The following is a 14,952-nucleotide window of genomic DNA, read 5'->3' as shown; positions in this document are numbered from 1 at the left end:
CCATTCGGGGCTGGTTAATGATTGATTCCTTTGACTGTTCTGTGCGTCATGATACGCAAGTGACATGAGCACAGTCACGCGCGCGAATCTTGTTGAGCATCTCTATAGCCGTGTTGGTCTTTCCCGACACGACTCCTCCATGATTCTCGAGAGCCTTCTGGGCGTGATCTCCGATCGCCTCGAAGCAGGCGAATCTGTGAAACTGAGCGGATTCGGAACGTTCTCCGTCCGCCAGAAGGGAGAGCGCATCGGACGCAATCCCAAGACTGGTGTGGAGGTTCCCATCCTTCCCAGAGCCGTATTGGTGTTCAGACCTTCCCAACTTCTGAGGGATCGGATGAACGGTTCCGAGAATGCCGTTACCGAGGCATCGTTCCATGACAGATAAGTCCATATCCGAGGCCAATGCGTTGCCGCCGAATGACGATCTCCCGACAGGTCTGGAAAAGGTCAGAAAGGCCCCGGATGCCTATCGGACCATCAGCGAAGTTGCCGAGGAACTGCATATTCCCCAGCATCGCCTGCGGTCATGGGAGACCATTTATCCGGGCGTAAAGCCGTTTCGCGGGGAAAGTGGGCGGCGCTATTACAGTCCCGAGCATATCGAGACGCTTCGGTTGATTTCGGACCTGCTTTACGTGCAGGGCTACAAAGGGCAGGGAGTTTTGCGGGTGCTGCGAGAGCGCCGCGCTCAGAAAGCACGGGCCGGTCAGAAAGCCGTTGCCGAGATCGTGCCGGAAGCGCTGCCTGAGATTCCAGCCGCGGCTGTGGAGCTGGTGTTTGCTCCGGCGGTGACTGCTGTTGCGCTGGTTGAGGAAGATCAGTCATTTGCGGAGACGCCGCTGGTTGCAGACATTGTTGGCGATGAAGACGTTAATGCTGCTCCCGCAATCCATCCTGACGACGAGGTTACTTTTCCGGAACGTCCAGCCGAAGCTCACAATATTATCGTAGCCGAGACGCTTGACGCTCCGGAAGAAAATGAGATCGCCGAAGCCGAAGCCGAAGCCGAAGCCGAAGCCGAAGCCGAAGCCGAAGCCGAAGCCGAAGCCGAAGCCGAAGCCGAAGCCGAAGCCGAAGCCGAAGCCGAAGCCGAAGCCGAAGCCGAAGCCGAAGCCGAAGCCGAAGCCGAAGCCGAAGCCCACGATTCTGCACTTCTTCTGACCCTGCGTGACGAAAACGAACTTCTGTTCAGCGCGCTCGAAAAGACCGAGGCCGAAAACGGCCTGCTGCGGGCGGAACTGCGGGAAATTTTCGAAGAGCTTCAGAATTTGCGAAATCTTCTGCCAGTTTAGTCACAATCCCCCATTGCGGTGAGGGTGGGACACTGCTAAACCACCGCCACCGCAGGACGACGGGCAGTAGCGCAGCCTGGTAGCGCACCAGTCTGGGGGACTGGGGGTCGTGGGTTCGAATCCCGCCTGCCCGACCAGTCCTGCGGTAATATTTTTTCCTTAAAACTCAGTGTCTTTTGCATAGATCCCTTTGCGGGGATTTGTCTCTGTCCAGAGCGTCCATAGCAGATGCAGGGCGGACATGATGGCCGGACCAAGGAAGAGGCCCAGCAGACCCCAGGTCTCGGCGCCCCCAAGAATTCCCAACAGAACCCACAGGAACGGCATTTTCGTGCTGCCACCAATCAGTGCGGGGCGGATGAAATGGTCCGCTATGAAGATCACGACGGAGCCGATGGCAGCCACGACGATCGCTCCGATCATGCTGCTTTTTGCCAGCAGCAGCAGCGCCACCAGCCCGACTGTCGGCCATGCCAGAAACGGGATCATGGCGGCTACAGCCGTGACCATCGCAAACAGCAGGGGCTGTGGGGCGCCCGTCGACATATAGACGATCCCCATGATCGCCCCTTCGCCCAGACCGACCAGAACAAGCCCGGCCAGCGTCCCGTGGACTGAGGAAATCATCTGCTTGGCGAGGCTTTCTCCCTGCTCACCGAACAGCCGCTGTGATCCCAGAAGGCATTTGCGGATAACACTGTCGCCATCCTTCAGCAGGAAAAACAGTGTCAGGAGCGAGAAGGCGAACAGGGTGCCCCGGCGGGCGAGCTGCGTGCCTACCTGTCTGGTCATCTGCATTCCATGTCCAACATCGACGGAATGAAGCAGATGGGAGAGGCGCTGCGGGCTGGTCATGTGGTTCTGCCACCAATTGGTGGCCTGGGTGGCCATGAAAGGCAGGTGTGGCACCCATTCCGGCATCGGAATGCCGTTGTTGCGCACGTCATCAATCCATTCCAGCGCGCTTCGTGCCTCATCCGCGACTTTCACCCCAACCAGCGAAACAGGCACCAGAAAAATCAGCGCCACGGCCAGGGTAAAGATCATGGGCAGCCAGTCGCTGCGGCCGAAGCGCAGTTCAGCGCGGCGGTAGAGCGGCCAGATGGAAATGGTGAACACGCAGCCCCACAGAAGGGCCGGCAGGAAGCCCTTGAGGGTATAAAGGCCTATCGCCACGAAAAAGAGTGCCAGAAAGCCCCGTGCGCGCCGCTGGATCGTTCCCGTGGAGGCTGAAGCCTCTATCGTGATGGTGTCGGGTGATGAGGAAGAAGAAAGATCGGTCATGGGACTTCCGGAAGAAAAACATGCCTGAACTGTCGTCTTGCGCAGGGAGAACTGCCTTGACGAAAAGAGTCCGGATGAAAAGAGGCGTCAAAAAAAACCGGGAAACGTTGTTCCGCATGGGCGGAACTATTCCACGGGAAGGCTTTCAAATGAAGAGCAGCCGGACTGGATGGCCAGTCCGACTGCCTGCTGGCTGAAACGTTTCTGATAGATCTGGCGAATGGTTCTTAAATGAGCCTGAAGGCTGCGGTCTGTGGCAGAGGCGATAATCCAGACGATTCGCGATTTTTCCTGAATGACCCTTTGTCCGGCAGCATCATACCACTGCCCCTGAGCGTCGATAATGGTAAAACCTGCCGGAAAGCGTGGTGTGATTTCACTGTCCACGAACTGTTGCCAGTCCTGCGTGTCAATCACGCTGCCATCAGGGCGGGTCAGGCCGAATGCCAGACGGATCTGCAATCCGTCTTTCGCGCCGATTTCCCGACACAGATTGGGCGTGACGCTGACGGGCACAATGCATCCGCCCAGCAGAGGGCTCGTCAGGATCAGGGAAGCGAATGCTCTTCTCACGCTGCCTGTCCGGAGAGGGCGCGGCGTAGAATGGAAGCGTCGGCGGGATCGAAAAGACCACGCCGGAGGAAGAGGTCGATCAGGACGAGATTGACGTTGAACTTGAAATCATTCGTATCCCGGACCAGTGCCATGACCCGCTGAATGGGCAGAAGATGGAAGCTCTCCACTTCTCCGTCCTCCGCGACGGGCACGAAGTCTTCGGGAAGCAGAAGATCATAGCAGTGCAGGACATCACGCCGCAGCCCTTCAGGCCGCTCAAGAGCATAATGGATCCGCCCAACACGCTGTGCTTTTGCGGCCAACCCGGCGGGGATACCGGCTTCTTCCTGCGCTTCCTTGATTACGGTCGTCTGCGGATCGAGGCCGGCACTCATGCCCCCGGCAACCAGATGATCCAGTTTTCCCGGATCAAGCCGCTTGCTCATGCTGCGTCGCGCCACCCAGAGGAAAAGCCCGTCTGCCCGCTCGACCAGTCCGTTCAGATGCACACCTTCGGCCGCGAGGCCCAGAACCGGAATGGCCCCCCGGTCCACCTGTCCGAGAACGGCGCCGCTGTCATCGCGTACGTCGAAGGCTTCGTGATGGGAGGTGTAGAGGCCCATTTCGCAGAGCGTGCGGGACAGGGGAAAGAGGTCTGCTCCGGAACTCACTCCGAATGTCCCCGATTTGTGAGCCTCAAGAGTTTCAAGCGCCTGAATCGTAGAAGGGGTGATCCAGCCGATCTGTGAGGCATCGCAGAAGAACGGAGTGCGGCTGCCTGGCAGGCCGGCGTTGTTGCAGGCTGCGATATGCCGCAGAAACGGCGCAAGGGTGCGGGAGAAAGATTTATTCGACACAGCAAGATATGTCGCATGCAGGGCGGCCATTTGCAAAGCACCGTCAGCACTTCCACATAGTCGATCCATGCTCAAAAAAACCGATTCGACGTCTGAAGCGCTTTCCCTTCGTGTTCTGTGGCCCCTGATTCGGCCTGAGAAGCTCTGGCCCGACGCGACGCGTATCGGCTTTGCACTGGTCATTCTTCTGGTGGAAAGTGCGACCGCCGTTGCGACGCCCTGGCTCTTCAGTCGTATGGTGAGCAGTCTTTCGCGTCCGGAAACCCTTCTGGCTGTCCCGGTGTGGCTGATAGCCCAGTATGCCGTCATCCGCATTATTTCCGGACTGGCGAGCCCATTGCGGGAATTTCTGGTCAAGCCGGTTGAAACGGATCTTGAGCGTCGTGTTGCTGTCCTCGGGTTGCGGCATCTGCATGATCTGAGTGTCCGCTTCCATCTGGACCGGCAGACGGGCTCCCTGACCCGGACGCTCGATCGTGGGGCCGATGCTGTCGGAACACTGCTGTCATTGGCGCTGTTCAACGTTTTGCCCAACGTCATTGAACTCATCATGACGCTGACTGTCATCCTGAAAATCTTCGACTGGCGGTATGTCGCACTGCTTCTGGTGGCGCTGGGGCTGTATTCCGCCGTGTCTTACGTTTTTACCCGCCTGAGGATGACGGCTAGACGGGCCCGGAACCGTGCCAGCAATCAGGCCCAGCACCAGCTTGTGGACAGTATCCTCAACTTCGAGACGGTGCGAAGTTTTGCCAATGAAACCCATGAAATTGACCGTTACGACGCGGCCCGCAGAGATCTCCGGAAGGCGGAAATCAGCCTTCAGCGTTATGTCAGCCTGTCCCAGATCAGTCGGGGATTTCTGATAGCCGCAACGACCACGACGCTTCTGGCTATGGCGGCGCATGATATCGTATTGCACCGTCTCGCGGTGGCGCAGTTTGTCCTGATCGGCAGCTATCTGAGCGGGCTTTATTCGTCCGTGGGGGCCCTGAACTATGTCAGTGCCGGATGGCGCAATGCCCGCGTCGATCTGGAAAACTATCTCGAGCTTCTCGCCATCCGCTCGGAAATCACCCAGGCTCCGCAGCCCGTGCATCTTGCGGGGAAACTGTCGGAGGCCGGAGCAGCTGCGGTTGCGTTCCGCCATGTCTCCTTCGGCTACAGTCCTGCACGGCAGATCCTGCATGATGTCTCCATCAGCGTACCCGCAGGGACGTCTCTCGCGATTGTCGGCCATACAGGCTCGGGTAAATCCACTCTGGGGCGCCTGCTGACCCGCGCCTACGATCCCACGGAGGGCTCGGTCTGTATTGACGGGCATGACCTGCGTGACATCGCACCAATCGACATCCAGAACATCATCGGGACGGTCCCGCAGGATACGGTGCTCTTCAACTCCAGCATTGGCGACAATATTGCTTATGGCGATCTGTCGGCCTCCCGCGAAGATATTGAAAGCGCGGCCCGAAGTGCGCAGATCGACGCGTTCATCCGGGGGCTTCCCGACGGGTATGAGACCGTGGTCGGGGAGAGGGGGCTGAAGCTTTCAGGGGGGGAAAAGCAGCGTGTGGCTATTGCCCGCGTCATTCTCAAGGACCCGCGCATCCTGCTTCTGGACGAGGCCACGAGTGCGCTTGATACCCGCACCGAGGTCGCCATCCAGAAGGAGCTGGCCATCCTCTCCCGAGCGCGCACGACGATCATTGTCGCACATCGTCTGTCCACCGTTCAGGATGCAGATTGCATTGTCGTACTTGACGCGGGGCGTGTGGTGGAGCAGGGAAGCCACATGGAACTGCTGTCCGCAGGTGGTCATTATGCCGCAATGTGGGCCGCACAGGCCGGGGAAAACGTCTCCGGGGGTTGACGAAGCCCCCAACCATACGTCATAAGCCGCGCCTGATTTACGGAACACGCCGGACCTCGCTGTCCTGCGTCATCCAGCATCGAGGAAAGTACCACCATGTCTCGCCGTTGCCAGATCACGGGCAAGGGCGTGCTGACGGGCAACAACGTCAGCCACGCCAATAACAAGTCCCGCCGTCGTTTTCTCCCGAACCTGCAGGAGACCACGCTGATCTCCGATATTCTCGGTGCTTCGGTGCGTATGCGCCTGTCCACCAACGGTATCCGCACGGTTGAGCACAACGGTGGGCTGGATTCGTTCCTGCTGGGTACGCCGAACCGCAAGCTTCCGACGGAAGCCCAGGTCATCAAGCGCCGTATCCTGCGCGTTCAGGAACGCAAGGCTGCCCAGACCGCCTGAGGAATCTTTGCCGAACTTTGTTTGGTAACAAGATTGCTCTTGAAAACCATGGCGGTCTGGGTCATTCAGCCGCCACTGGGATAAATCAGGTTCGGTCCTTTCACAGGGCCGCAGCGGAGGTGTTTCGGTCCAGGCTGAAACACCTTTCATTGTATTTTGGAGGTTCTCCGTGTCCGAAAGCGTTCAGGAAGCCAAGTCGGCTCTCTCGAAGATTCGCAACATCGGTATTACCGCGCACATTGATGCCGGTAAGACCACGACGACCGAGCGTATCCTGTATTACACGGGTGTCTCTCACAAGATCGGTGAGGTCCACGAAGGCAACACCACCACTGACTATATGGCGCAGGAACGTGAGCGTGGCATCACGATCACCTCGGCAGCCGTAACCTGTGAGTGGAACGACCACCGCATCAACATCATCGACACCCCGGGCCACATTGACTTCAACATCGAAGTCAACCGTTCGCTCCGCGTGCTCGATGGCGCGATCTTCGTGATCGAAGGCGTGGCCGGCGTGCAGCCGCAGTCCGAAACGAACTGGCGCCTTGCCGACCGTTACAACGTTCCGCGCGTCATCTTCATCAACAAGCTCGACCGTACCGGCGCCGACTTCTACTACGCTTTCAGCACGCTGAAAGAGAAGCTGGACATCGTGGCCGTTCCGCTGCAGCTCCCGATCGGCGCCGAAGAAAACTTCGTTGGCGTGGTTGATCTGGTCGAGATGCGCGCCATCGTGTGGGAAGGCGGCGAACTCGGCGCCAAGTTCCACTACGAAGAGATCCCGGCTGACCTGAAGGAAAAGGCTGACGAAGCCCGCCAGGTCCTGCTCGATACGGCTCTGGCCGTCGACGACGCAGCCATGGAAGAGTACTTCGAGAAGGGCGACGTGGACGTTGCAACCCTCAAGAAGTGCATCAAGAAGGGTGCCATTTCCGGTGAATTCCGTCCCGTCATGTGCGGTACGGCCTTCAAGAACAAGGGCGTGCAGCCCCTGCTCGACGCAGTCATTGACTACCTGCCGGCTCCTGACGAAGTCGAAGGCATCCGTATTGCTCCACCGGAAGGTGAAGAAGTCGATGAAGACTTCCTGCCGATCGTTCCGGTCGATCCGGATGGCAAGTTCGCTGGCCTTGCGTTCAAGATCATCTCCGACAAGTACGGCACGCTGACCTTCGTTCGCGTCTATCGTGGCGTTCTGAACTCCGGTGACACCATCCTGAACACGACGAAGGGTCACAAGGAACGCGTCGGCCGCATGTTCCAGATGCATGCCGACAAGCGCCAGGAAGTGAAGTCCGTCGGTGCCGGTGATATCGCCGCATTCGTGGGCCTCAAGGACACCGTTACGGGTGACACGCTTGCCGATGCCGCCGATCCGGTGGTTCTGGAGCGTATGCAGTTCCCGGTTCCGGTTATCGACATCTCTGTCGAGCCGAAGACCAAGGACGGCGTCGAGAAGATGACGCTGGCTCTGCAGAAGCTGACGGCTGAAGATCCGTCCCTGCACCTCAAGACCGATCAGGAAACGGGTCAGACCATCCTGTCCGGCATGGGCGAGCTTCACCTGGACATCATTGTTGACCGTCTGCGCCGTGAATACGGTGTCGATGCCAACATCGGTGCGCCTCAGGTGGCCTATCGTGAGACGATCACGAAGACCCACGTCGAGACGTACACCCACAAGAAGCAGTCTGGTGGTTCGGGTCAGTACGCTGAAGTCAAGATCGAGTTCGCTCCGTCTGACAAGCCGGACGAGATCATCTTCACCAATAAGGTCGTCGGTGGTACGGTTCCGAAGGAATACATCCCGGCTGTCGAAAAGGGTATCCGCATGCAGAGCACCACGGGTGTTCTGGCCGGCTTCCCGACCGTGGACTTCCAGTTCACGCTTCTCGACGGTAAGTACCATGACGTTGACTCGTCGGCTCTGGCCTTCGAAATCGCCGCCAAGGCTGCTTTCCGTGAAGGCATGAAGAACGCCGGTCCGGTGATCCTCGAGCCGATCATGGACGTTGAAGTCACGACCCCGAACGATCACGTCGGTGACGTGGTGGGCGATCTTAACCGCCGCCGCGGCATCATCCAGAGCCAGGAAACGTCTGGTTCGACCGTGATGATCCGTGCACAGGTGCCGCTGAAGGAAATGTTCGGCTACATCTCGCACCTGCGTTCTGCAACGAAGGGCCGTGCGTCCTTCACCATGCAGTTCCATCACTACGAAGCCGTTCCTCGTAACGTGGCTGACGAAATCATCGCGAAGTCCGCCTGATTTTTTCGCCCCGGTGAAACATCAGACCCCGCCAGAGCAATCTGGCGGGGTTTTTTTGTGTCCAGTACCGTCAAAGAGAGAGCGATGTCCTCGTGTGAGCCTCTGAGATCCGTTATTGCTATTTTGCCCGTGAACAATCTTCTGCAGGCCGAGCAGTTCTTTGCGGCACTGGGCTTTTCGCCCCAGGCTGGCAGTTCAGCTGAATACCGGCTTTTGCAAACCCCGGACGGAGAGGAGCTTCATTTGACGCAGGCCGTTTCCGGCTGGGTCGAAGCAGGACGCAATCCTTTCGGTCTCTATTTCCGTCGTCCGGATGTGGATGCGCTGGCACGGCTCTTCGCGGGCCAGGTTCTTGAAAAGGAAGGGCCGTCGATCAAGCCCTGGGGCATGTATGAATTCGCGGTCAATGGACCGGATTGTGTTCTGGTCCGCATCGGCTGGCCTGCTCGTACAGTCTGAGCATAAAAAAAGGCTGCGGAAGGTTTCCCCTCCGCAGCCTTGTCTGATTTTTCAGGGATCAGTGCAGATTGTCTGTCCGGCGGATGAAGGCCGCAACATTGTCGTGCAACTGCTGGAGCGTCGCCGGATCCACATAGACCATGTGGCCGGAAGGATACTGGGCGTATTCGATGTTCTTCTGCAGGCTTTTCGCCATCGGCAGGTGCTTCATCTCATAGACGCCTTCGAAATACGGCGTTGCGAGATCGTAGTAGCCTGCGTTGAGCATCACGTGCAGGTTCGGATTGGTCTTCATCGCCATGGCCAGATCCGTCATGACGTTCGGCTCGCCCTTGGGCTGGTAGCCGTGACCGGGCTGCCGGTGGTGGCTGTCCCAGTGGCCCTGGCTGTTATAGAGGCGATAGTCCTCGTCCGTGCCATATTTGAGTGTGTTGCGGACATAGTCGTTGAAGGCCGTGACATAAGCAGAGCTGATGGCGCTGGACTGCGGATCGTAATCCACTTCCTGGCTCATCGGGTCAATCGTCGGGCTTGAATAGCGCGTATCCAGACGGCCCGTCGCCATTCCGGTCTTGGCCTGAAGCTGCTGGTCGAATTCGCCGCCATTAACGCGCAGATCGGCCCGCAGGATGTAATCGACCGGCAGACCTGTGTAATCATGCAGCTTCGCCGCAATCGCCTGACGCTGGTCTTCCGGCAGATCAGCACCCTGACGCAGGGCCAGCGTGTAGTCGGTCATCGCGAAATGCTCGACTTCGCGCAGGAACGCCTTCAGATCCGGATGTTCGGCAGGCAGGCAGTGATGATACCACGCGGTTGCTGCATAGGTCGGCAGAGCCAGCACATAGGGGTCGTCCATGCCGGCATTGAACTGCGGACTGTCATCGCTGTTGTCGTAGTTCAGGATCTGTGACAGCAGGATTACGCCGTTGAAGTCGATGTTTTCGTCCTGCTCAAGGTCATTGATGACCACGGCCGAACGCATCGTGCCATAGCTCTCGCCGAACAGGTATTTCGGCGAATTATAGCGATGATACTTGGCGAGGAACTTTGAGATGAAATGTGTGAAAGCTTCGCCGTCACCGTCAACACCCAGAAATTCCTTGTCGGCATCCTTCCCGGCAATTCGGGAGAAACCTGTTCCCGGCGCATCGACAAACACCACGTCTGAAACATCCATCAGGGACTGCGGGTTGTTGATGAGCGCGTAGGGTGCGGCCGGAAGGTGTGTGTCACCCGGCGTGTTCACACGACGCGGACCAAAGGTGCCCATATGCACCCAGACCGAAGCTGATCCCGGCCCACCATTATAAAGGAACGTGATCGGACGTTTTTCCGACGGAACACCTTCCTTGAAATAGGCGGTGTAGAACATGGACGCGACCGGAGCAGTTTTGCTGTCGTCGTCCTTGCCGCCATCAATCTTCGTGCCGCGCTTGGCCAGAACGTCGCTGGAATCGTTGTAGTCGGCGCCATGTACCAGAATGGTTCCCGCGACGGCCCGGTAGGGGATCGTGGCGCCATTGACCGTCACCGTCCCGTTCGTCACGCTGTCAGCATTGGGTGCCGGTGTCGCGGGACCTGCGGCCAGAGCAGGCACAGCCATCATGGCTGCGCCCAGAAGAAGGGCCTTGCGAAGCATGCAGGGGAACTTTCCGTTAGGGTTTGTTACAGGGAGCTTTTAGACGGACGTAGCCCTCACCGACAAGGGTTCCGGCTACGTATCATTCTTCAGCCGAAAGCCCTGTTGGCGTGCATGATGGCGATCCCCACCTCGCGCAGCAATGCAAAGCACTGCGACAGCGGCTCGAAAATTTCCTGATGCTCCCGCGCAAAACCGCCAGCCTCAGCCGCATCGCCCGGTTCTCCGAAATCGAGATTGGCAACGCTGGGAACCGTGAGGGGGAACAGGTCGTCCAGAAGGTGCAGCGCACGCGGCACATCCAGACAGAGGATCAGGTTCGTGATGGACTCCCGTGTCAGGCTGTTGCGGGGTCCGAAATACGGAATACGCGTCGAGAGGCACCACAGGCGGTCGATAAGAGCGAAGCGGATCGCATGGAGCAGCTTTTCACGAGCTGCCATGCGTGGCGCATCAGGCCATGCAGCGCGCAGTGCGATATGGTCTGCCTGAATACGCCGGAACATTGCAGGGCCGCTCGTCCAGAAACGCAGCAGCTCCAGTCCGTGCGAAATGCCTAGCAGGCTCTGCCGTTCCTCGTCGCTCTGGGCGTTGGCTGCGCGGTCCAGCCAGGTTCCGGGGTCGAGTTGATGGATCGTTGTCCGCAGGACGTCCAGATCGGAATGAGCCAGTGCCTGACGGGCGAAATCCATGGCTTCGCGGAAGCGCGATGATTCTGTTGCGAACTGCTCGAACGTCTCGGGATGGCGTTGCGCCGCATTGCCCAGCCCGTGCAGCACATTCGCCCACCAGCCGAGCTGCTGGAGGATCGCGTTATTGGGAATGGCCCGAAGCTGGCCGGGATGGGTGATGCGCGTCACGGTCGCGGCATCCGACTGACGTGCGGATGGGCGGGAGCCCGTCTTGTCGATCAGTGACGGCCCGAATGCGCTGAGCAATGCGGCATAGCCCGGATCATCGACCAGCGCGCCCATGTCGAGTGCGATGGTGGAGAAGAAATCGGCTGCGAAATCGGGGCGTGCATAGACCGGATCTTTCGTGTCCTGCGGGACTTCGGCCGTATGCTCGGCAAGAGTGGCAATCGTGGACGCCGCAAGAGCCTTCGTTCCGAACAGCGTGTAGCCGTCGCCACCCTGAAACGCGGTTTCAACGCGGCAGCCGATCCCGGCTTCGCGCATGGCCAGTCGCGTGCGGGCAGGGGAGAAATAATCCAGGCGCTGACGCAGGCTGAAAGGATGCGCGCCGCGTCCGATGCTTTCGCCGTGCGTATCGAACAAGGTGAGGGAAACATCCTCCAGTCCGTGTTCCGCCAGCAGGGAGAGGGTCCGCATCCGCAGGCGCTCGACCAGATTGGTGGCGGCAAGCTGTCCGACATAGCGTCCCGAATCGGAATAGCCGAACTGAAGCGATAGTCGTCCGTTCGCCTTCAGATAATCGCGCCAATGGCTTGAACGGAAAGCTTCTTCCAGAATGGTCTCGCCATTTTCGAGCGCGCTTTCCGTTTCAAAGAGCGGCGAAATTTCGATCTGGTGATCCTCGATCCCGAACAGCCGTGCCAGCCAGAGCGTCGCCAGCAGTGTATACCCGCTTTCGGTCTCGGCGATGAGGAAGCGGATCGGCGATCCTGAGTCGATGTGCTTGAGGATCTGCGCCATGGTCATCATCAGCCGCGCGGCGGAGGCAGGCTCGACCAGCAGCGAGCCGAAATCCACGGCACGGGGCGTCAGGTTCGAAAGGGCCTCGTCGATCTTCGTCAGCAGAACGCGACGACGCGAGGGCAGGGCCGGATCGTCGGTCAGGCCCAGTCGTGTGCGCGCGACATTATAGATCTGTGCCGCGTTCAGACGGGTATGGATGCGGGCAATTCCGAGGCCGTGGTTCATGAACCCGGCACGCAGCGTCCGCAGGTGCAGCAGGCTGTCTTCATCCAGTCCGGAAGCGGCATCCTGAAAGAGCGGCAGAAGCTCGGCGGCATCCAGAAGCGCCTTGTCGCGGTGTGAAATCAGCGTCTGGGCAAAATCACGGATGGTTTCCGGCGCGGCATCCCGTCCGGTCGGGCAGGCCGCGTGCTGCGTCTTGACGGCTTCGATGGCCCGGCGCGTGCGCATGGCCAGCGCACTTTCCTGCAGACCCAGCCGCTCCAGCCCATCCGTCAGACGATGAAGCTGGGACGACTTCAGTTCGAGCCGGATGCGCAGCGTATCCCACCAGCCGATATCGTTACGTCCATCCGTATCGAAGCCGACCCAGCTCGCCAGAATCACGGGAGCGGGATCAACGTGGCTGTTTTCGCCCGACCAGCGCTGGGACATCTCCCGCAGGAGTGCTGCTGTCAGGTCATCGAGGGCATCCCGGCCCCGCAGGATGGCCGCCAGTGCAAGGGCCTGCTCCTGCGCCAGTGTCGGCGGTCCGGGACGGCGGTGCGTTTTCAGGCACGGGATCGGCGTTTCCGGATTTTCTGCCCGCTGGGTCAGGATGTCATACACCCCGTCTGCCAGTGCGAACGTCGGATGTGCGGTGAAAACCGCGGCAATCTTCGGCACGGTCAGCGAAACCGCGTCCGGAACCTGAGCCACCAGACGCTTTGCCACGGCCTCAAGCCGCTCCTGCGGGGCAGTCTCATCAAGGCCGACATAGGCGCGCAGATGTGCGGCGCGGTCCACGAAATGCTCGTCACGCAGGGCGCGTACGACGTTCCCGATCTCGGCAAGGCGCGCTCTGCTCGCGTCCGGATCGTCGTTGGACAGATCCTGCCCGATGGAGGCAATCAGGTCTTCGAGACCATCACGTTCGTGGAGCAGCCGGGACGTCATCGCGTCAATACGGTCATGGAGAGACGGATCGAGCCGGGAGGCGCAGTCAGACATCGGGAGCAGTCTCGCTTCTGCGGAAAAAAGAAAAAATGGACCGAAAACGGGCCGCAATACTTTTCACGCCCTGCTGCCAAGCGCAACCTTGCTCTGTACGCGACAGCCCGTCGGAATGATGCTATCTGTCCGCAGATGCATGCGGACACGCCCCATCCCGTCTCCAAATCCGGCCCCGCAGGTCTTTCGCCCCGGTTCATGGCCGGTGGCCTGCTCGTTGGCATGGGAGTGCTTGCCGCAGGCACGACGCTGGCGGCGGCCCGTCATATCGGCGATGGCAGTCTGGCGTTCGGTCTGCTGCGGGCGGGTTCGAGAGCGGGCGTGGTCGGTGGTCTTGCCGACTGGTTCGCCGTAACTGCGCTGTTTCGGCACCCGCTTGGCCTCCCCATTCCCCACACGGCTATTCTGCCGCGTCAGAAAGAGCGTCTCGGACAGGCGCTGGGCCGCTTCATTTCGGGCCAGTTCTTCACTGAAGAAGATGTGCGCCGTGCTTTGTCGAAAATTGATCTTTCCGGCCTGATCGCCGACATGCTGAGCGAACCTGCGACACGCCAGACACTCGTCAACAGCATGCGCTCCGCCATTCCCGTGATGTTCGACCGTCTTGAGGACGGACGTGCGAAGGCTGCGATTTCACGTGCCCTTCCGGTCCTGCTCAATGGTGAGGAAATGGCGCCGCTGGTCTCCCGTGGCATGCGTGCCATGGTGGATAGCGAGATGCACCAGGAGGTGCTGTCTTTTCTGCTTGAGCGCATCAAGACCACCGTAACGTCCCGGGAGTCGGACCTGCGGCATTTCGTTGAGGAGCGCGTGCGGGAGCAGGGCGGCCGTTTTCTGGGCTGGGCGATCGGCGGCTCCGTCGCCAGCCGTGTGCTGATGGCGCTCCATGCCGAGTTTGAACGGGTCGATCCCATGGACTCGGACCTGCGGCACGGATTTACAACATGGGTTCGCGGCGAAATCGACCGGATCGAACATGACCCCGTCCGTCGCAAGGACATGGCCGACACCATTACCTCCGTCCTGACCCATACCAGCCTCAAGGGCTGGAGTTCAGAACTGTGGGACCGTCTGCGGCGCATGGTTGAGGAAGACAGTGCCCGCGAAGAGGGCTGGAGCGCCACGGTCATTGATGCCGCGATCGTTCAGCTTGCGAGTGCGCTGCGGTCCAGTGATGCCCTGCGCCTGAAAGTCAATCAGGCTGTTGAAAGCACGGTCCAGCGGATCCTGCCAGGTCTGCGCGAGAAGCTCTCCGGGTTCATCGCCGCCGTCATGGCAGGATGGGACGGAAACGATCTGGCGATGCGGCTGGAGTCGCGTGTCGGCCGTGACCTTGCCTATATCCGCATCAATGGCACGGTCGTGGGTTTTCTGGCCGGAGCCGCGCTTGACGGCGTTTCCCGACTGTTTTTTGGTGTGTGACATTCCATGTCAGGGAAAGGTCGGGCACAG

Annotated in this window: 12 protein-coding genes and 1 tRNA gene; 8 read left to right on the top strand and 5 right to left on the bottom strand. The window is 59.6% G+C overall.

Translation table 11 applies throughout. The features are described 5' to 3' along the window. The first annotated feature begins 64 nt into the window (after positions 1 to 64). The 3 genes from GAL01_RS09915 (at position 65) to GAL01_RS09905 (ending at position 1,432) form a co-directional block, all read left to right on the top strand. On the top strand, positions 65 to 388 hold the full coding sequence (locus tag GAL01_RS09915) for an integration host factor subunit alpha (RefSeq protein ID WP_062029633.1): 324 nt from the start codon (positions 65 to 67) through the stop codon (positions 386 to 388). After that, positions 378 to 1,295, top strand: a complete 918-nt coding sequence (locus tag GAL01_RS15815; RefSeq protein ID WP_176579579.1) for a MerR family transcriptional regulator — start codon at positions 378 to 380, stop codon at positions 1,293 to 1,295. The genes GAL01_RS09915 and GAL01_RS15815 overlap by 11 nt, the downstream gene beginning before the upstream one ends. Positions 1,296 to 1,355: 60 nt before the next feature. Then, a tRNA-Pro gene (locus tag GAL01_RS09905) sits at positions 1,356 to 1,432 on the top strand. A gap of 22 nt (positions 1,433 to 1,454) precedes the next feature. Here GAL01_RS09905 and GAL01_RS09900 read toward each other — a convergent pair. The 3 genes from GAL01_RS09900 to GAL01_RS09890 form a co-directional block, all read right to left on the bottom strand. Continuing rightward, positions 1,455 to 2,579 carry an AI-2E family transporter gene (locus tag GAL01_RS09900; protein WP_062029635.1) on the bottom strand — a complete coding sequence of 375 codons (1,125 nt, stop codon included), beginning with the start codon at positions 2,577 to 2,579 and terminating at the stop codon, positions 1,455 to 1,457. Between the two features lie 126 nt (positions 2,580 to 2,705). Further along, a complete protein-coding gene (locus tag GAL01_RS09895) occupies positions 2,706 to 3,152 on the bottom strand; it encodes a DUF3574 domain-containing protein (protein ID WP_062029638.1) in 447 nt (148 codons plus the stop codon). After that, positions 3,149 to 4,021, bottom strand: coding sequence for an NUDIX hydrolase (locus GAL01_RS09890; RefSeq protein ID WP_062029640.1), 873 nt, complete (start codon positions 4,019 to 4,021; stop codon positions 3,149 to 3,151). The genes GAL01_RS09895 and GAL01_RS09890 overlap by 4 nt, the downstream gene beginning before the upstream one ends. Before the next feature lie 37 nt (positions 4,022 to 4,058). Between GAL01_RS09890 and GAL01_RS09885 the strand changes: the two genes are divergently transcribed. From GAL01_RS09885 to GAL01_RS09870, 4 genes are all read left to right on the top strand, one after another. Beyond that, complete coding sequence (locus GAL01_RS09885) at positions 4,059 to 5,861, top strand: ABCB family ABC transporter ATP-binding protein/permease (RefSeq protein ID WP_062029643.1); 1,803 nt, start codon at positions 4,059 to 4,061, stop codon at positions 5,859 to 5,861. Positions 5,862 to 5,957: 96 nt separating this feature from the next. Beyond that, complete coding sequence (rpmB, locus tag GAL01_RS09880) at positions 5,958 to 6,260, top strand: 50S ribosomal protein L28 (RefSeq protein WP_041110511.1); 303 nt, start codon at positions 5,958 to 5,960, stop codon at positions 6,258 to 6,260. A gap of 169 nt (positions 6,261 to 6,429) precedes the next feature. Then, positions 6,430 to 8,532, top strand: a complete 2,103-nt coding sequence (fusA, locus tag GAL01_RS09875) for an elongation factor G (RefSeq protein WP_062029645.1) — start codon at positions 6,430 to 6,432, stop codon at positions 8,530 to 8,532. Positions 8,533 to 8,661: 129 nt separating this feature from the next. Beyond that, positions 8,662 to 8,991, top strand: a complete 330-nt coding sequence (locus tag GAL01_RS09870) for a VOC family protein (RefSeq protein WP_197458984.1) — start codon at positions 8,662 to 8,664, stop codon at positions 8,989 to 8,991. Positions 8,992 to 9,049: 58 nt separating this feature from the next. Here GAL01_RS09870 and GAL01_RS09865 read toward each other — a convergent pair whose 3' ends face one another. Together GAL01_RS09865 and GAL01_RS09860 are read right to left on the bottom strand one after the other, a co-directional pair. After that, positions 9,050 to 10,633: a S10 family peptidase gene (locus GAL01_RS09865; protein WP_062029650.1), complete on the bottom strand. Its 1,584-nt coding sequence runs from the start codon at positions 10,631 to 10,633 to the stop codon at positions 9,050 to 9,052. 89 nt (positions 10,634 to 10,722) lie between these two features. Further along, a complete protein-coding gene (locus tag GAL01_RS09860) occupies positions 10,723 to 13,500 on the bottom strand; it encodes a phosphoenolpyruvate carboxylase (protein ID WP_062029652.1) in 2,778 nt (925 codons plus the stop codon). Positions 13,501 to 13,635: 135 nt separating this feature from the next. Between GAL01_RS09860 and GAL01_RS09855 the strand changes: the two genes are divergently transcribed. After that, positions 13,636 to 14,922, top strand: coding sequence for a DUF445 domain-containing protein (locus GAL01_RS09855; RefSeq protein WP_062029711.1), 1,287 nt, complete (start codon positions 13,636 to 13,638; stop codon positions 14,920 to 14,922). Positions 14,923 to 14,952: the final 30 nt, after the last annotated feature.

This window comes from Gluconobacter albidus (assembly GCF_002723915.1).
Lineage (GTDB): Bacteria > Pseudomonadota > Alphaproteobacteria > Acetobacterales > Acetobacteraceae > Gluconobacter > Gluconobacter albidus.
This window is presented reverse-complemented; position numbering and strand designations above follow the sequence as displayed.